This window comes from Sphingomonas phyllosphaerae (assembly GCA_036946405.1).
GTDB classification, from domain to species: Bacteria; Pseudomonadota; Alphaproteobacteria; order Sphingomonadales; family Sphingomonadaceae; genus Sphingomonas; species Sphingomonas phyllosphaerae_D.
Window position 1 is genome coordinate 16,228 of sequence record JAQIJC010000003.1, and the last position, 16,595, is coordinate 32,822.

Annotated in this window: 16 protein-coding genes and 3 pseudogenes; all 19 read left to right on the plus strand. The window is 67.7% G+C overall.

Annotated features, from left to right (window positions below; translation table 11 throughout):
- The first annotated feature begins 321 nt into the window (after positions 1-321).
- The 19 genes and pseudogenes from thiE (at position 322) to nuoL (ending at position 16,595) form a co-directional block, all read left to right on the plus strand.
- On the plus strand, positions 322-1,005 hold the full coding sequence (thiE, locus tag PGN12_17230) for a thiamine phosphate synthase (protein MEH3105623.1): 684 nt from the start codon (positions 322-324) through the stop codon (positions 1,003-1,005).
- Positions 1,006-1,069: 64 nt separating this feature from the next.
- Positions 1,070-2,056, plus strand: coding sequence for a L,D-transpeptidase family protein (locus tag PGN12_17235; GenBank protein MEH3105624.1), 987 nt, complete (start codon positions 1,070-1,072; stop codon positions 2,054-2,056).
- 19 nt (positions 2,057-2,075) lie between these two features.
- Positions 2,076-2,675, plus strand: a complete 600-nt coding sequence (locus tag PGN12_17240) for a M23 family metallopeptidase (GenBank protein MEH3105625.1) — start codon at positions 2,076-2,078, stop codon at positions 2,673-2,675.
- Between the two features lie 60 nt (positions 2,676-2,735).
- On the plus strand, positions 2,736-3,299 hold the full coding sequence (gene efp / locus PGN12_17245; protein ID MEH3105626.1) for an elongation factor P: 564 nt from the start codon (positions 2,736-2,738) through the stop codon (positions 3,297-3,299).
- A 237-nt stretch (positions 3,300-3,536) separates the two neighbouring features.
- Entirely contained in the window at positions 3,537-4,349 is an 813-nt protein-coding gene (locus tag PGN12_17250; protein MEH3105627.1) for an inositol monophosphatase family protein, read from the plus strand.
- A gap of 278 nt (positions 4,350-4,627) precedes the next feature.
- Positions 4,628-5,002, plus strand: a complete 375-nt coding sequence (gene ndhC, locus PGN12_17255; GenBank protein ID MEH3105628.1) for an NADH-quinone oxidoreductase subunit A — start codon at positions 4,628-4,630, stop codon at positions 5,000-5,002.
- On the plus strand, positions 4,993-5,550 hold the full coding sequence (locus PGN12_17260; GenBank protein ID MEH3105629.1) for an NADH-quinone oxidoreductase subunit B: 558 nt from the start codon (positions 4,993-4,995) through the stop codon (positions 5,548-5,550). Before ndhC ends, PGN12_17260 begins: the two co-directional genes overlap by 10 nt.
- Positions 5,547-6,410 (plus strand): NADH-quinone oxidoreductase subunit C, encoded by an 864-nt coding sequence (locus PGN12_17265; GenBank protein MEH3105630.1) that lies wholly within the window; start codon positions 5,547-5,549, stop codon positions 6,408-6,410. Before PGN12_17260 ends, PGN12_17265 begins: the two co-directional genes overlap by 4 nt.
- Positions 6,411-6,454: 44 nt before the next feature.
- Positions 6,455-7,690 carry an NADH-quinone oxidoreductase subunit D gene (locus PGN12_17270; protein MEH3105631.1) on the plus strand — a complete coding sequence of 412 codons (1,236 nt, stop codon included), beginning with the start codon at positions 6,455-6,457 and terminating at the stop codon, positions 7,688-7,690.
- A 26-nt stretch (positions 7,691-7,716) separates the two neighbouring features.
- Positions 7,717-8,022, plus strand: coding sequence for a nuclear transport factor 2 family protein (locus tag PGN12_17275; protein ID MEH3105632.1), 306 nt, complete (start codon positions 7,717-7,719; stop codon positions 8,020-8,022).
- Positions 8,022-8,700, plus strand: a pseudogene (locus PGN12_17280) (NAD(P)H-dependent oxidoreductase subunit E). Before PGN12_17275 ends, PGN12_17280 begins: the two are co-directional and overlap by 1 nt.
- A complete protein-coding gene (locus PGN12_17285) occupies positions 8,693-8,926 on the plus strand; it encodes a hypothetical protein (GenBank protein MEH3105633.1) in 234 nt (77 codons plus the stop codon). Before PGN12_17280 ends, PGN12_17285 begins: the two are co-directional and overlap by 8 nt.
- The gene (gene nuoF, locus PGN12_17290; GenBank protein MEH3105634.1) at positions 8,926-10,230 is read left to right on the plus strand and encodes an NADH-quinone oxidoreductase subunit NuoF; all 1,305 of its coding nucleotides are present in this window, start codon (positions 8,926-8,928) and stop codon (positions 10,228-10,230) included. The genes PGN12_17285 and nuoF overlap by 1 nt, the downstream gene beginning before the upstream one ends.
- A 138-nt stretch (positions 10,231-10,368) precedes the next feature.
- Positions 10,369-12,363 (plus strand): NADH-quinone oxidoreductase subunit NuoG, encoded by a 1,995-nt coding sequence (gene nuoG / locus PGN12_17295; protein MEH3105635.1) that lies wholly within the window; start codon positions 10,369-10,371, stop codon positions 12,361-12,363.
- Positions 12,360-13,400: an NADH-quinone oxidoreductase subunit NuoH gene (gene nuoH, locus PGN12_17300; GenBank protein ID MEH3105636.1), complete on the plus strand. Its 1,041-nt coding sequence runs from the start codon at positions 12,360-12,362 to the stop codon at positions 13,398-13,400. The genes nuoG and nuoH overlap by 4 nt, the downstream gene beginning before the upstream one ends.
- Position 13,401: 1 nt before the next feature.
- Complete coding sequence (nuoI, locus tag PGN12_17305) at positions 13,402-13,887, plus strand: NADH-quinone oxidoreductase subunit NuoI (GenBank protein MEH3105637.1); 486 nt, start codon at positions 13,402-13,404, stop codon at positions 13,885-13,887.
- Between the two features lie 132 nt (positions 13,888-14,019).
- Positions 14,020-14,631: pseudogene (locus tag PGN12_17310) on the plus strand (NADH-quinone oxidoreductase subunit J).
- A gap of 14 nt (positions 14,632-14,645) precedes the next feature.
- A complete protein-coding gene (nuoK, locus tag PGN12_17315; protein MEH3105638.1) occupies positions 14,646-14,942 on the plus strand; it encodes an NADH-quinone oxidoreductase subunit NuoK in 297 nt (98 codons plus the stop codon).
- 7 nt (positions 14,943-14,949) lie between these two features.
- Positions 14,950-16,595, plus strand: a pseudogene (nuoL, locus tag PGN12_17320) (NADH-quinone oxidoreductase subunit L).

Consider the following 16,595-nt stretch of genomic DNA (forward strand, 5'->3'; position numbering starts at 1 on the left):
GTGACGGGGGGAGTGTAACATGAGGAAGGGCAGCAACCTAGTCGCATCCGGCCCGTCACGTTGGGCTTGTCCCGGGGGCCGGGGTTTCGCACGTTCAACCCGGTGAGGTGCGCGGAACCCTGGATGCCGGGACACGCCCGGCATGACGATGCTGGGGCGGCCTCTGCCCGATAAACGCTGCTCCTCGTCCCATGACCGACGGCTTCTCCACCCGCCGGCACGATCGCCCTGTCGCTCGTCATGGCCCCTCCACGCGGTCGCGCACCGCCGCGACCACGCAGCCGCTTTCGCCCCGGCGTGGGAGCGGGTAGGCGGGGGCGCATGATCGACGACCCGCTCGGCCCGCTGGACCCCGATTTCGCCGCCGCGTTCACGCGCGACCTGTCGCGCCCGCCGTGCCAGCTGTACCTCATCTCGCCGCTCGACGTGACCGGCACCTTTCCCGACCGGCTGGCGCGTGCGCTCGACGCCGGGCCGGTCGCCGCGTTCCAGTTCCGCGTGAAGGACGTGGACCAGCACAGCGCCGCGCGCCTCGCCGAGCCGCTCCAGCGCATCTGCGCGGATCGCGAGGTCGCGTTCATCGTCAACGACTCGGTGTCGCTGGCGAAGCGACTCGGCGCGGACGGTGTCCATCTCGGGCAGGAGGACGGCGACCCGCGCGAGGCGCGCATGATCCTGGGCCCGGGCGTCCAGATCGGCGTGACCTGTCACGACAGCCGTCACCTGGCGATGGAGGCGGGGGAGGCGGGCGCCGATTACGTGGCGTTCGGCAGCTTCTATCCCACCACCACCAAGACGGTGTCGCACCATCCGGAGCCGGTGATCCTGTCCTGGTGGTCGGCGCTGTTCGAACTCCCCAGCGTCGCGATCGGCGGCATCACGCCCGCCAATGCCGCGCCGCTGGTGAAGGCGGGGGCGGACTTCGTCGCGGTATCCGGCGCGGTCTGGAACACCGACGAGGTGGCGGCGGTGCGCGGCTTCGCGGAGGTGCTGGGCGCGCGCTGACGCGGCGCACGGACCCGACGGCCCCTCGACGCGTTGTTCCGGCACCGTAAAGAGGGAGAGGCCCGTGAAGCGTATCGCCGTCCTGACCGCCGTGGCGCTCGCGGCGCCCGTCCTCGCGCAACCCGCACCGCCGGCGATGGACCCGGCGGTGATGCGCCTGCAGGTGACGCTCGACCGCCTGGGCTTCGGCCCCGGCATCATCGACGGGCGCGGCGGGCAATCCCTGACCAACGCGCTCAAGGGCTTCCAGCAAAGCCGGGACCTGCCGGTGACCGGCAAATCCGACGCCGCGACCCTCGCCGCGCTGCGCCCCTATGCCGGCCTGCGCCCGACGCTGGAGGTCACGCTGGATCGCGATGCGATGCGCGGACCCTATGTCGCGCACATCCCCAAGGACTATGCGTTACAGGCCAAGCTGCCGTCGATGGCCTATACCCGTCCGCTGGAGAAGCTGGCCGAGCGCTTCCACACCACCCCCGCGGTGCTCGCGGAGCTCAACCCCGGCGTGACGACGATCGCGCCGGGCACGACGATCCGCGTGCCCAACACCTTCCCCGCGTCGCGCGCCTATCCGGCCGACGCGACGCCCGCATGGCGCGCCACGCTCGCCTCGCTCAACGTCGAGGCGCAGGTGCCCAGGGCTGCGAAGATCGTGGTCGACAAGTCGGACGGCATCCTGCGCGTCTATGACGACCGGGACCGGCTGGTATCGCAATATACCGCGACGATCGGCTCGGCGCGCGATCCGCTGCCGCTCGGCACCTGGAAGGTGCTGCACGTCTCGCCCAACCCGGACTGGAAGATGAACCCGCTGATCCTGAAGGGCGTCAGCGACGACAAGAAGGCGCAGATCATCCCGCCCGGCCCCAACAATCCCGTGGGCGTGGTGTGGATCGATCTCAGCAAGGAGCATTACGGCATCCACGGGACGAACGAGCCGGCGCAGATCGGCCGCGCGCAATCCAACGGCTGCGTCCGCCTCACCAACTGGGACGCGGCGCGCGTCGCGCTCATGGTGAAGAGCGGCACGCCGGTGATCTTCCAGGCATAGCGGCGGGAGGCGTGGTGCGATGACGCGGCTGGGCTGGTCGATCCTCGGCATCATCCTGCTGGCGGTCGCGGGGTTCGCCTCGCTGCTGTCCTTCGACGGCGCCGAGCGTACCCGCCGTGCGGTCGCGACGCAGGCCGCGCCGCCCCCCGTCGCGGAGGCGCCGCCCGCATCGACGGGCGCGCTCACGCTTCCCGTCGCCGGCTACGACCGTGCCGACCTGCGCGACAATTGGGGCGACCCGCGCGACGGCGGTGCGCGCGCGCATACCGGCATCGACCTGATGGCACCGGCGGGAACGCCCGTCGTCGCGGCGGCGCCGGGCAGGGTGGAGAAGCTGTTCCTCAGCAACGCCGGCGGCACCACGCTCTACCAGCGCTCGCCCGACCGGCGATGGACCTATTATTACGCGCACCTCGCCGGTTACGCCCCCGGTATCGCGGAGGGGCAGCGCGTCCGCGCCGGCCAGACGCTGGGCTATGTCGGCGACAGCGGCAATGCCGGGGCGGGGAACTACCACCTCCACTTCGGCGTGACGCGCACGACGCCCGACCAGCGCTGGTACCAGGGGCAGGCGATCGACCCCTATCCGCTGCTTGCCCGCGCGGCGCGCAGCCGCTAAGTCGCCGCCATCCGGTCGCCCTTTGCGGTGCGGCCAGCTCTTTTCCATAGGCGAAGCCCCATGAAGATCAGCGGCGTGGACATCCGTCCCGGCAACATCATCGAATACGAAGGCGGCATCTGGCGCGCGGTCAAGATCCAGCACACCCAGCCCGGCAAGGGCGGCGCCTATATGCAGGTCGAGCTGAAGAACCTGCGCGACGGCCGCAAGAACAACGTCCGCTTCCGCTCGGCGGAGACGGTCGAGCGCGTCCGGCTCGATACCAAGGACTTCCAGTTCCTCTTCGCCGAGGGCGACGGGCTGGTCTTCATGGACAAGGAAACCTACGACCAGGTGACGCTGCCGCGCGACCTGCTCGGCGACGCCGCCGCCTTCCTGCAGGACGGCATGGACGTGGTCATGGAGCTTCACGACGAAGAGCCGATCAGCGTCCAGCTGCCCGACACGATCGAGGCGACGATCGTCGAGGCGGATGCGGTGGTGAAGGGGCAGACCGCCTCGTCCAGCTACAAGCCCGCGGTGCTCGACAACGGCGTGCGCGTGATGGTGCCGCCGCATATCGCGGCGGGCACGCGGATCGTGGTCGACGTGTACGAGCAGACCTATGTCCGGCGTGCGGACTGAGACGAATAGCGTCGCTATTCGTACAGGCTGCCGCCCGGCCGGCGGGCACCGCCCGTCCGACGACGCGGGCTTTGCCCGCGGCGGGCCGGCGCAGTAATCATCTCCCCTCCCTTTCAAGGGAGGGGCCGGGGGTGGGTGGCGTGCTCGCGATACGGCGCGGGGCACGCGAACCTCGCCGTAACACCCGGACACGACCCACCCCCGACCCCTCCCTTCCAGGGAGGGGGGAGACATAAAATGCCATCCCATTCCGGCCTGTTCACCGTCATCGAGCGCGCCGCGCGCAAGGCCGCGCCGCGGCTGCGGCGCGACTTCAACGAGGTGCAGAACCTCCAGGTCAGTCGCAAGGGGCCGGCGGACTTCGTCAGCCAGGCCGACCAGCGCGCCGAGCAGACGCTCTACGAGGAATTGTCGAAGGCGCGCCCCGACTGGGGATTCGTGATGGAGGAGCGCGGGTCGGTCGAGGGCGATCCGAACAAGCCGCGCTTCATCATCGATCCGCTCGACGGCACGTCGAACTTCCTCCACGGCATCCCGCATTTCTGCATCTCGATCGCGGTCGAGGAGCCGATGCCGAACGGCAAGCGCGAGATCACGACCGCGCTCGTCTATCAGCCGCTGACCGACGAGAGCTTCTGGGCGGAGAAGGGGCGCGGCGCCTGGTTGCAGGACCAGCGGCTGCGCGTGTCCTCGCGGCGCGACCCGGCGGAGGCGCTGATCGCGACCGGCATCCCCTTCATGGGGCACGGCGATTTCGCGCAATGGACGCGCATCTTCGGTGCCGTCGCGCCGCAGGTGGCGGGCATCCGCCGGCTGGGCGCCGCCGCGCTCGACCTCGCCTGGGTCGCGGCGGGGCGGTTCGACGGCTTCTGGGAAAGCGACCTGAAGATCTGGGACGTCGCGGCCGGCATGCTGCTGGTGAAGGAAGCCGGCGGCTTCGTCACCGACTTCCGTGGCGGCGACCGCGCGATCGAGCGCAACGAATTCCTCGCCGCCAACGACGCGATGCATTCGAAGCTGCACAAGATGGTCGCCAACGCGCTGCGCTAGGGTGGCGTCACCCCGGGCTTGACCCGGGGTCCCGCTCCTCGAGCGAGACCTTGGCAAAACGGGCGGGATGGTGCGCATATCCGTCGTGCTCCTGCCTGTGCTGGAGCACGGTGACATCCTTCGCGACGGTCCCGGTCAAGCCCGGGGTGACGAAGCATTGCCGCCGCTTCCTGCGATTCATTCTCACCGCCCGCACCCTTGCCCCTAATGGGGCAGGGGTCTAGAGCGTCGCCAACCCTGTTTCGCACCTGCGAGAGAAGCCCCGAGAGAGAGCCATAGTGGTCGATCTGTCGCAATATCTGCCGATCCTGATGTTCCTGGGCGTGGCGCTGCTGCTGTCCTGCGCTTTCGTGTTCCTGCCGATGGCGGTCGCGAAGCTGACGGGCGCGGCGAAGCCCACGCCCGAGAAGCTGGCGGAATATGAATGCGGCTTCCCCGCGTTCGAGGACAGCCGCGCGCAGTTCGACGTGCGCTTCTATCTGGTCGCCATCCTCTTCATCATCTTCGATCTGGAGGCGGCGTTCCTGTACCCCTGGGCGGTCAGCGTCTTCTCGCTGGGCTGGGTCGCCTGGATCAGCATGATGATCTTCATCGCCGAGCTCGCGCTGGGCCTCGTCTACGCATGGAAGAAGGGAGCGCTGGAATGGGAGTAGAATTGACCCATCCCGCTAACGGGCCCGCGAGCGGCCAGGGCGTGATCGCGCCCGATCAGGCGTTCTTCGACGGGCTGAACGGCGAACTCACCGACAAGGGCTTCCTGGTCACCTCGACCGAGGAGCTGTTCCAGTGGGCGCGTACCGGCTCGCTGTGGTGGATGACGTTCGGGCTGGCGTGCTGCGCGGTCGAGATGATCCACGTCAACATGCCGCGCTACGACATGGAGCGGTTCGGCGCCGCGCCGCGCGCCTCCCCGCGCCAGTCGGACGTGATGATCGTCGCGGGCACGCTGTGCAACAAGATGGCGCCCGCCCTGCGCCGCGTCTACGACCAGATGTCGGAGCCGAAGTACGTCATCTCGATGGGGTCGTGCGCCAACGGCGGCGGCTATTATCACTACAGCTACAGCGTCGTGCGCGGCTGCGACCGCGTGGTGCCGGTCGACATCTACGTCCCCGGCTGCCCCCCGACCGCGGAGGCGTTGCTGTACGGCGTGATGCAGCTGCAGCGGAAGATCCGCCGCGCCGGGAGCATCGAACGGTGAGGGCGCCCGCACCCGCCTGGGCGGCGGACCGGAACGAGGCGACGATCGAGGCGGCGCGCGGCGCGATCGGCGCTGCGCTGCTCGACGCGGTCGAGGTGGCGGGCGAGGTCCAGCTGCACGTCACCCGCGACGGGCTGGTCGCGGCGCTGACGGCGCTGCGCGATACGCCGGGGCTGGAATATCAGCAGCTGATGGAGATCGCCGGCGTCGACTATCCCGATCGCGACGAGCGGTTCGAGGTCGTCTATTGCCTGCTGTCGCTGACGCGCAACCACCGCCTCCACGTCCACGTCGGCGCGACCGAGGATACGCCGGTGCCGTCGGTGACGGGGCTGTGGCCGGTCGCGGGCTGGCTGGAGCGCGAGGTCTACGACATGTTCGGCGTGCTGTTCGCGGGCAACCGCGACCTGCGCCGCATCCTGACCGACTATGGCTTCCGCGGGCATCCGTTCCGCAAGGACTTCCCGCTGACCGGCTATGTCGAGCTGCGCTATTCCGAGGAGCAGAAGCGCGTCGTGTACGAGCCGGTGCAGCTGGCGCAGGACTTCCGCACGTTCGATTTCATGAGCCCGTGGGAGGGCGCGGAGTACGTGCTGCCGGGTGACGAGAAGGCGGCGCTTCCGCAGGCGAAGGGCGCGCCCTCGCCGGTGACCGCGACCCAGATCCAGCAGGCCGACGCGGCGCAGAGCGCGACCAAGGCGCCCGCAGCGCCCAGCCAGCCCTACGCCAACCACGATGCGAAGAGCACCGCCGAGACCGGCGCCGGCAATCCCGGCCCGGACGGCGGCGAGCCCAGGCCCGCGAACCCGGACGTGATCCCCGGCAAGGGCGGGGACGGCACGGGAGGACAGAACCAGTGACCGACGCTCCTGCCACCGCCGGCGCGGCGACCGACGCCCCTGCCATGGATCCCGCGATCGAGAAGCTGGTCCACGCCACCGACGCGGCGCACCCGACCGACGGCGACGTCGCGATCCAGAATTACACGATCAACTTCGGTCCCCAGCACCCGGCCGCGCACGGCGTGCTGCGACTGGTGATGGAGCTGGACGGCGAGATCGTCGAGCGGATCGATCCGCACGTCGGGCTGCTCCACCGCGGCACCGAGAAGCTGATCGAATACAAGACCTATGCGCAGGCGATCCCCTATTTCGACCGCCTCGATTATTGCTCGCCGATGTGCATGGAGCACAGCTTCGTGCTGGCGATCGAGAAGCTGCTCGATCTGGAGGTGCCGATCCGCGCGCAATATCTGCGCGTGTTCTTCGCCGAGCTGACGCGCATCTGCAACCACATGCTGAACCTCGGCAGCCACGTCATGGACGTGGGCGCGATGACGCCCAACCTGTGGCTGTTCGAGATCCGCGAAGACTGCATGGGCTTCCTGGAGCGCGCGTCCGGCGCGCGGATGCACCACAATTACCTGCGCCCCGGCGGCGTCCATCAGGACGTGCCGCTCAAGCTGCTGACCGATATCGGCGACTGGCTCGACACGCGGCTGCCGCAGCTGTTCGAGGATGCGATCAGCCTGGTCGCGGACAACCGCATCTTCAAGCAGCGCAACGTCGACATCGCGACCGTCAGCCGCGAGGATGCGATCGCCTGGGGCTTCTCCGGCCCGATGATCCGCGCCGCGGGCATCGCGTGGGACCTGCGCAAGTCGCAGCCGTACGATGTCTATGCGAAGATGGACTTCGAGGTGCCGGTGGGCACGCGCGGCGACTGCTACGACCGCTTCATGGTGCGCGTCGAGGAGGTCCGCCAGTCGGCGCGGATCATGCGCCAGTGCCTGAGCGAAATGCCCGAGGGGCCGATCGCCTCGCTCGACCGCAAGGTCGTGCCGCCCAAGCGCGCCGAGATGAAGCGCTCGATGGAGGCGCTGATCCACCACTTCAAGCTCTATACCGAGGGCTATCACGTCCCGGCGGGCGAAGTGTATGTCGCGACCGAAAGCCCGAAGGGCGAGTTCGGCGTGTACCTGGTCAGCGACGGCAGCAACAAGCCGTACCGCTGCAAGATCCGCCCGACCGCGTTCAGCCACCTCCAGGCGATGGACTTCATGAGCCGCGGGCACATGCTGGCGGACACGACCGCCATCCTGGGGGCGATGGACATCGTCTTCGGGGAGTGCGATCGGTGACGGCGAAGGCGGCGATCGCGCGCGAGATGATCGCGCGCTACAACGCACAGGATGCCGACGCCTATGTCGCGCTGATGACCGACGACGCCTGCGAGGCGACGTATCGCGGCGCGGTGCTGCGCGAGGGGCGCGAGGGCGTCCGCGCGGGGCTGACGGCGATGTTCGCGCAATATCCGCAGAACCGCGCCGAGATCATCGCCGACTGGACGCTGGGCGACACCGTGCTGCTGCACGAGAAGGTCGAGCGCGCGCCGGGCGGCGAGGCGTTCGAGGTCATGTCCATCTATTCGTTCGAGGGCGACCGCGTGTCGCGCGTGGAGTTCATCCGCTAATGGCCGACGCAGCCATCATTCCCGACGAGGCCGAGGTCCGCGCCCGCTGGGGCAATTTCCAATGGTCGGACGACAGCCGCGAGAAGCGCAACGCGATCCTGTCGCGCTACCCCCGCGGGGCGCGAGCAGTCCGCCTCGATCCCCTTGCTCGACCTCGCGCAGCGTCAGGTCGGCGCGGAGACGCAGACGCAAGGGTGGCTGCCGGTCCCGGTGATCGAGTTCGTCGCGCGCGAGATCGGCGTGCCGTACATGCGCGTGTACGAGGTCGCGACCTTCTACACGATGTTCAACCTCGCCCCCGTCGGCCGCTATCACGTGCAGGTGTGCGGCACGACGCCGTGCATGCTGCGCGGGTCGGACGACGTGTTCGCGGCGTGCAAGAACAAGGGGCTCATCAAGGGCAAGACCACGCCCGACGGCCTGTTCACGCTGACCGAGGTCGAGTGCATGGGCAATTGCGCCAGCGCGCCGATGGTCCAGATCAACGACGACAATTACGAAGACCTCGACTACGACCGCACGATCGCGATCCTGGAGACGCTGGCGAACGGCGGCACGCCCAAGCCGGGGACGCAGGAGCCGGGCCGCCACACCGTCGAGCCCAAGGGCGGCGCGACCTCGCTGACCGCGATGGTGACCGAGAACCACGACTATCGTGGGGAGTGGGCGAATGGCTGAGGGGGCCGACATCCTCGACTTCATCGGCGAGCAGTTCCGCCGGCTCAACGCGCGCTTCGACAAGAAGGACGTGGAGGATCTTGAAACCAGGATGCGGCTGTCGTCGATCGACGATCATCTCGCGGGGATGATGATGTCGGTTGCCGGGATCAATTCTCGACTCGACCGGATGGAAGAGCGCCTCGGTCGCGTGGATCGCCGACTCGATTTGACGGACGTAGGATGATGCTGGCCGACAAGGATCGTATCTTCACCAACCTCTACGGCTATCAGTCGTGGCGGCTGGACGCGGCGATGGCGCGCGGCGACTGGGACAATACCAGGGCGCTGCTGGAGCTGGGCCAGGACAAGATCATCGACACCATCAAGGCGTCGGGTCTGCGCGGGCGCGGCGGGGCCGGGTTCCCGACCGGCACCAAATGGTCGTTCATGCCCAAGGAGCCCAAGCCCGACCGGCCGAACTTCCTGGTCATCAACGCCGATGAATCCGAGCCGGGCAGCTGCAAGGACCGCGAGATCATCCGCCACGATCCGCACAAGCTGATCGAGGGCGCGCTGGTCGCGGGCTTCGCGATGCGCGCGCGCGCGGCGTACATCTACATCCGCGGCGAATATATCCGCGAGGCGGAGGTGCTCTTCGCCGCGGTGGCGGAGGCCTATGACAAGGGCCTCGTCGGCAGGAACGCCTGCGGCTCGGGCTACGACTTCGACGTGTTCGTCCACCGCGGCGCGGGCGCGTACATCTGCGGCGAAGAGACCGCGATGCTCGAAAGCCTGGAGGGCAAGAAGGGGCAGCCGCGGCTCAAGCCGCCGTTCCCGGCGGGCGCGGGGCTCTACGGCTGCCCGACGACGGTCAACAACGTCGAATCGATCGCGGTCGCGCCGACGATCCTGCGGCGCGGCGCGGAATGGTTCTCCAGCTTCGGCGCGGAGAACAACAAGGGCACGAAACTCTTCCAGATCTCGGGTCACGTGAACACGCCCTGCGTGGTCGAGGAGGCGATGAGCATCCCGTTCCGCGAACTGATCGAGAAGCATTGCGGCGGCATCCGCGGCGGCTGGGACAATCTGCTCGCGGTCATTCCGGGCGGGTCGTCGGTGCCGCTGGTCCCGGCGAAGGACATCATCGACGCGCCGATGGACTTCGACGGGTTGAAGGCGGTCGGTTCCGGGCTGGGCACCGCGGCGGTGATCGTCATGGACAAGTCGACCGACGTCGTCCGCGCGATCAGCCGCTTGAGCTATTTCTACAAGCATGAAAGCTGCGGCCAGTGCACGCCGTGCCGCGAAGGCACCGGCTGGATGTGGCGCGTGATGGAGCGGCTGCGTACCGGCGACGCGGAGATCAACGAGATCGACATGCTCCAGCAGGTGACCAAGCAGGTCGAGGGCCACTCGATCTGCGCGCTGGGCGATGCGGCGGCGTGGCCGATCCAGGGCCTCATCCGCCACTTCCGCCCGGAGCTGGAGCGCCGCATCAACGAGCGTGCCGGCGGCGGCTTGTCTCCGATGCAGGAGGCGGCCGAGTGAGCGAGGCGCAAACGCAACGTGCGCTAATGGTGCTTGGCGCAATTCAAAGCGACATCCGCGCCATCAGGTCGTCGTTGGCCGACATGTCGGCGTGCATCGATCGGATGCTTGCGATGCCCCTGCCTGCAGGACACACAAATGCCTAAAGTGAAGGTCGACGGTATCGAGGTCGAGGTGCCCGCGGGCGCCACGGTGCTCCAGGCATGCGAGGCCGCGGGCAAGGAAATCCCGCGCTTCTGCTATCACGAGCGGCTGTCCATCGCGGGCAATTGCCGCATGTGCCTGGTCGAGGTGAAGCCCGGACCGCCCAAGCCGCAGGCGTCGTGCGCGCTGCCGGCGGCGGACAATCAGGAGATCTTCACCACCACGCCGATGGTGAAGCATGCCCGCGAGGGCATCATGGAATTCCTGCTCATCAACCACCCGCTCGATTGCCCGATCTGCGATCAGGGCGGCGAGTGCGACCTGCAGGACCAGTCGATCGCCTATGGCCGCGGGCACAGCCGGTTCGACGAGAACAAGCGGGCGGTGACCGAGAAGTACATGGGTCCGATCGTGAAGACGGTCATGACCCGCTGCATCCAGTGCACGCGCTGCATCCGCTTCGCGGAAGAGGTCGCGGGCGTGGAGGAGATCGGCGCGATCTATCGCGGCGAGAACATGCAGATCACCTCCTATCTGGAGGAGGCGGTGACGTCGGAGCTGTCGGGCAACGTCGTCGACCTGTGCCCGGTCGGCGCGCTGACCAGCAAGCCGTACGCGTTCGAGGCGCGGCCGTGGGAGCTGAAGAAGACGCTGACCATCGATGTGATGGACGCGGTCGGCACCAACATCCGCCTCGACAGCCGCGGGCGGCAGGTGCTGCGCTGCGTGCCGCGCGTCAACGACGACGTGAACGAGGAATGGGCGACCGACAAGACGCGCCACGCGGTCGACGGACTGGTTCGCCGGCGGCTCGATCGCCCCTATGTGCGTCACGACGGCAAGCTGGTGCCCGCCACCTGGGACGAGGCGTTCGCGGCGATCGCCGGCGTCGATCACGGGGGCAGCATCGCGGCGGTCGCGGGCGACCTGGTCGATTGCGAGACGATGTTCGCGGCCAAGGCGCTGCTGGGGGAATTCGGCTCGTCGCTGCTCGAGGGGCGGCAGACCGGCATGGACTATGACACGTCCAGCCTCGCGGCGGTGAACTTCAACACCACGATCGCCGGGGCCGAGCGCGCCGATGCGATCCTGCTGGTGGGCACCAACCTGCGCTGGGAGGCGCCGCTGGTGAACACGCGCATCCGCAAGGCGATCAAGCGTGGGGCGAAGGTGTTCGCGATCGGGCCGGAGACGGACCTGACCTACAAGGTCGAGTGGCTGGGCGCGGACCTGTCGGTGCTCGGCAACCTGCCGCAGGCGCTGACCGATGTCTTCGCGAAGGCGGAACGGCCGATGGTGATCGTCGGCGGCGGCGCGCTGAAGGGCGCGCACGGCGCGGCGCTCGCGCTCGTCGAGACGCTGGGGCTGGTGAAGGACGGGTGGAACGGCTTCAACGTCGTCCATATGGCCGCCAGCCGCATGGGCGGGCTGATGCTCGGCTATGCGCAGAAGGCGGGCATTGCGGCGCTGTACGACGCCAAATTGGCCTTCTTTCTGGGGGCCGACGAATGCGCGTTCGCCAACTTCCGCGGCTTCAAGGTGTATGTCGGCCACCACGGCGACAAGGGCGCGCAGCAGGCCGACGTCGTCCTGCCGGGGGCGAGCTATGCCGAGAAGAGTGGCACCTTCGTCAACATCGAGGGCCGGGTGCAGCGCGGCGAGCGCGCCGTGTTCCCGCCGGGCGACGCGCGCGAGGACTGGACGATCTTCCGTGCCTTGTCGGAGCGGATGGGCAAGACGCTGTCGTTCGACACGCTCGACGAGCTGCGCGCGGCGATGGCGCTCGACTGTCCCGAGCTGGCGGAGCTGGGGCTGAAGACCTTCGCCTGGAACCCGCCGTCGCTCGGCACCACGGCCGAGGGGGTGATGGAAGGCTATCCGATCAAGGACTTCTATTTGACCAACGCGGTCTGTCGCGCGTCGCCGACGATGCAGCGCTGCTCGGCCGAACTCGTCCATGGCGAGACCTTCGCGGAGGCGGCGGAATGACCGGCTTCTTCGCTTCCTACATGCCCTATGGCGCCGCATGGACGCTGGCGACGATCATCGGCATCCTGCTGATCGCGCTGCCGCTGATGCTGGCGGTCGCGATGATTATCTATGCCGATCGCAAGATCTGGGCGGCGATGGCGCTGCGCCGCGGCCCCAACGTCGTCGGTCCGTTCGGGCTGCTCCAGTCGTTCGCGGACGGCCTGAAGGTCTTCCTGCAGGAGACGATCGTCCCCGCGGCCTCGAACAAGGTGCTGTTCCTGCTGGCGCCGATCATCACCTTCACGGTGGCGCTGATCGTGTGGGCGGTGATGCCCTTCCAGGTCGGGGTGGTGCTGGCGGACATCAACGTCGGGCTGCTCTACGTCCTCGCGGCGTCGTCGCTGGGGGTGTACGGGATCATCCTGGCGGGCTGGGCGTCGAACTCCAAATATCCGTTCTTCTCCGCGATCCGCGCTGCGGCGCAGATGGTCAGCTACGAGGTCGCGATCGGCTTCGTCATCATTTCGGTGGTGATGTGGGCGGGGTCGTTCAACCTGACCGCGATCGTCGAGGCGCAGAAGGGATTGTATGGCTTCGTCAACGGCTTCGGGTTCAATCCGCTGCTGTTCCCGATGGCGGTGGTGTTCCTGATCTCGGCGCTGGCTGAGACGCAGCGCCCGCCGTTCGACCTGACCGAGGCGGAGAGCGAGCTGGTCGCGGGCTATCAGACGGAATATTCGTCGATGGCGTTCGCACTCTACTGGCTCGGCGAATATGCCAACGTGCTGCTGATGTGCGCGCTGAACGCGACGCTGTTCTGGGGCGGGTATCTGCCGCCGTTCGACTGGGCGCCGCTGTACGTCGTGCCGGGCATCATCTGGCTGTTCGCGAAGATCCTGTTCTTCTTCTTCGTGTTCTCGTGGATCAAGGCGACGGTGCCGCGCTACCGCTACGACCAGCTGATGCGGCTGGGGTGGAAGGTGTTCCTGCCGCTGTCGCTGTTCTGGGTCTTCCTGGTGTCGGGCGTGCTCATGTTGCTGCGCGTGGGAGTGTAAGATGGGTATCGCATCCACGATCAAGGCGTTCACGCTCTGGGAGTTCGTGAAGGCGCACGCGCTGACGCTGAAGTATTTCTTCAAGCCGAAAGCGACGATCAACTATCCGTTCGAGAAGAACCCGCTGTCCCCGCGCTTCCGCGGCGAACACGCGCTGCGCCGCTATCCCAATGGCGAGGAGCGCTGCATCGCGTGCAAGCTGTGCGAGGCGGTGTGCCCGGCGCTGGCGATCACGATCGAGGCGGAGCCGCGCGACGACGGCAGCCGCCGCACCACGCGCTACGATATCGACATGACGAAGTGCATCTATTGCGGGCTGTGCCAGGAGGCGTGCCCGGTGGATGCGATCGTCGAGGGGCCGAACCTGGATTTCGCGACCGAGACGCGCGAGGAGCTGATCTACGACAAGGCCAAGCTGCTCGACAACGGCGACCGCTGGGAGCGCGCGATCGCGGCGAACCTTGCCGCCGATGCGCCGTATCGGTAACCGGCGCGTGACCTCGGGGGCCGACATGATTCTGACGTTCGTCATCCCGGCTGCGGCCGGGGTATCGCGCCCCGCGGGTGCGCGCTCATTGCTTGACGCCGCGGCGGTGCCCGCGGCGAGCGGAGGTATGCGGTGATCCAGGCCATCGCCTTTTACATCTTCTCCGCCGTGGTGCTGATGTCCGGCGCGATGACGATCGCGTCGCGCAACCCGGTGCATTCGGTGCTGTGGCTGATCCTGGCGTTCTTCAACGCCGCCGGCCTCATGGTGCTGGTGGGGGCGGAATTCATCGCGATGGTGCTCGTGATCGTCTATGTCGGCGCGGTCGCGGTGCTGTTCCTCTTCGTCGTGATGATGCTGGACATCGACTTCGCGCAGCTGCGCGCCGGGTTCGTGCGCTATTCGGGATCGGGCTGGTCCTGGCGGTCGCGCTGGTGGCGGAAATCCTGATCGGCGTGTTCGCGTGGGAGGCCGGCGGGATCGACCTGGCGCGGCGCGCGGCGCCCGCGGATGCGGCGGTGCCCAACATCGTCCAGGTCGGCAACGTGCTCTACTCGCGCTATCTTTTCGTTTTCGAAGGCGCGGGGCTGGTGCTGCTGGTGGCGATGATCGGCGCCATCGTGCTGACCCACCGCGAGCGGTCGGGGGTCGCGCTATCAGAATATCGCGCGCCAGATCGCGCGGCGTCCGCAGGATGCGACGCGCAACATGAAGCCCGACGTGGGGCAGGGGGTGCAGCTGTGACTGGTGGCGTCGGCCTGATCCACTATCTCGTCGTGGCGGCGCTGCTGTTCACGATGGGGGTGCTGGGCATCTTCCTGAACCGCAAGAACATCATCGTCATCCTGATGGCGATCGAGCTGATCCTGCTGGCGGTGAACATCAACCTCGTCGCTTTCTCGGCGGCGCTGCAGGACCTGGTGGGGCAGGTGTTCGCGATGTTCGTGCTGACGGTCGCCGCGGGCGAATCCGCGATCGGCCTCGCCATCATCGTCATCTTCTTCCGCGGCCGCGGTTCCATCTCGGTCGACGATCCCAGCCGGATGAAGGGGTAAGATCTCCGTGCACCCGATCCTCTTCATCGTCTTCCTGCCGCTCGTCGCGGCGGTCGTCGCCGGCTTCGCCAACAAGTCGTTCGGCGCCACGCTGCCCAAGGCGATCACCACGGGCGCGCTGTTCGTGTCGTGCGCTTTGTCGTGGCCGGTGTTCATCGGCTATCTGATGGAGACCAGCACCGCGACCGTCGTGCCGGTGCTGCACTTCATCACCTCGGGCACGTTCGACGTGTCCTGGGCGCTGCGCGTCGACGCGCTGACCGCGGTCATGCTGGTGGTCATCACCAGCGTCTCCGCGCTTGTCCACCTCTATAGCTGGGGCTATATGAGCGAGGACCCGGACCAGCCGCGCTTCTTCGCCTATCTGTCGCTGTTCACCTTCGCGATGCTCATGCTGGTGACCGCGGACAATCTGATCCAGATGTTCTTCGGCTGGGAGGGCGTGGGCCTCGCCAGCTACCTGCTGATCGGTTTCTGGTTCCGCAAGCCCAGCGCCAATGCCGCCGCGATCAAGGCGTTCGTCGTCAACCGCGTCGGCGACCTGGGCTTCATGCTCGGCATCTTCGCGACCTATCTCGTCTTCGACACGGTCTCGATCCCCGCGATCCTCGCCGCGGCGCCGTCGATGGCGGGGTCGACGATCGGCTTCCTGTGGTTCCGCGCGGATACGATGACGGTCATCTGCCTGCTGCTGTTCGTCGGTGCGATGGGCAAGTCGGCGCAGCTGGGCCTCCACACCTGGCTTCCGACGCGATGGAGGGGCCGACCCCGGTGTCGGCGCTGATCCACGCCGCGACGATGGTCACCGCGGGTGTCTTCATGGTGTGCCGCCTGTCGCCGATGTTCCAGACGTCGCCGACCGCGATGGGGTTCATCACCTTCATCGGTGCCGCGACCTGCCTGTTCGCCGCGACCGTCGGCACGACGCAGACCGATATCAAGCGAGTGATCGCCTATTCGACCTGTTCGCAGCTGGGCTACATGTTCTTCGCCGCGGGCGTCGGCGCCTACGGCGCGGCGATGTTCCACCTGTTCACGCACGCCTTCTTCAAGGCGCTGCTGTTCCTGGGCGCGGGCTCGGTGATCCACGCGATGCACCACGAGCAGGACATGCGCTTCTACGGCGGGCTGCGGAAGGCGATCCCGGTCACCTTCTGGGCGATGCTGCTGGGGACGCTCGCGATCACCGGCGTCGGCATCTACGGTATCGGCGGGTTCGCGGGCTACCATTCGAAGGACGCGATCATCGAGGTCGCCTGGGCCGCCGGGTCGCCGGTCGCCTCGATGGTGGGCGTATTCGCCGCACTGCTGACCAGCTTCTATTCGTGGCGGCTGATGTTCCTGACCTTCTGGGGCACGCCGCGCTGGGCCGCGTCGGAGCATATCCAGCACGCGCTGCACGATGCCCACGATCACGCGCACGATCATTCGGCCGAGGCGCATCATGGCGAGGCGGCGACGGAAGATGCGGGCCACGCGCCGCACGTCGAGACGCGCGGGTTCAACGAGATCCCGACCGGGACCGGCGGCTATCACCCGCACGAGAGCCCGCTGCCGATGCTGATCCCGCTGATCGTGCTGTCGATCGGCGCGGTCGCCGCGGGCTTCGTCTTCCACGGCTGGTTCATCGAGCCGGAGACGGCGGGCGACTTC

Excerpts from the sequence above, each read along its gene's own strand:
- nuoH (MEH3105636.1), top strand. The coding sequence starts at position 12,360 with ATGACCGGCTTCTTCGCTTCCTACATGCCCTATGGCGCCGCATGGACG.
- PGN12_17275 (MEH3105632.1), top strand. The coding sequence starts at position 7,717 with ATGATCGCGCGCTACAACGCACAGGATGCCGACGCCTATGTCGCGCTG.
- efp (MEH3105626.1), top strand. The coding sequence starts at position 2,736 with ATGAAGATCAGCGGCGTGGACATCCGTCCCGGCAACATCATCGAATAC.
- PGN12_17285 (MEH3105633.1), top strand. The coding sequence starts at position 8,693 with ATGGCTGAGGGGGCCGACATCCTCGACTTCATCGGCGAGCAGTTCCGC.
- PGN12_17260 (MEH3105629.1), top strand. The coding sequence starts at position 4,993 with ATGGGAGTAGAATTGACCCATCCCGCTAACGGGCCCGCGAGCGGCCAG.
- thiE (MEH3105623.1), top strand. The coding sequence starts at position 322 with ATGATCGACGACCCGCTCGGCCCGCTGGACCCCGATTTCGCCGCCGCG.
- PGN12_17250 (MEH3105627.1), top strand. The coding sequence starts at position 3,537 with ATGCCATCCCATTCCGGCCTGTTCACCGTCATCGAGCGCGCCGCGCGC.
- nuoG (MEH3105635.1), top strand. The coding sequence starts at position 10,369 with ATGCCTAAAGTGAAGGTCGACGGTATCGAGGTCGAGGTGCCCGCGGGC.
- nuoF (MEH3105634.1), top strand. The coding sequence starts at position 8,926 with ATGCTGGCCGACAAGGATCGTATCTTCACCAACCTCTACGGCTATCAG.
- PGN12_17270 (MEH3105631.1), top strand. The coding sequence starts at position 6,455 with ATGGATCCCGCGATCGAGAAGCTGGTCCACGCCACCGACGCGGCGCAC.
- PGN12_17240 (MEH3105625.1), top strand. The coding sequence starts at position 2,076 with ATGACGCGGCTGGGCTGGTCGATCCTCGGCATCATCCTGCTGGCGGTC.
- nuoI (MEH3105637.1), top strand. The coding sequence starts at position 13,402 with ATGGGTATCGCATCCACGATCAAGGCGTTCACGCTCTGGGAGTTCGTG.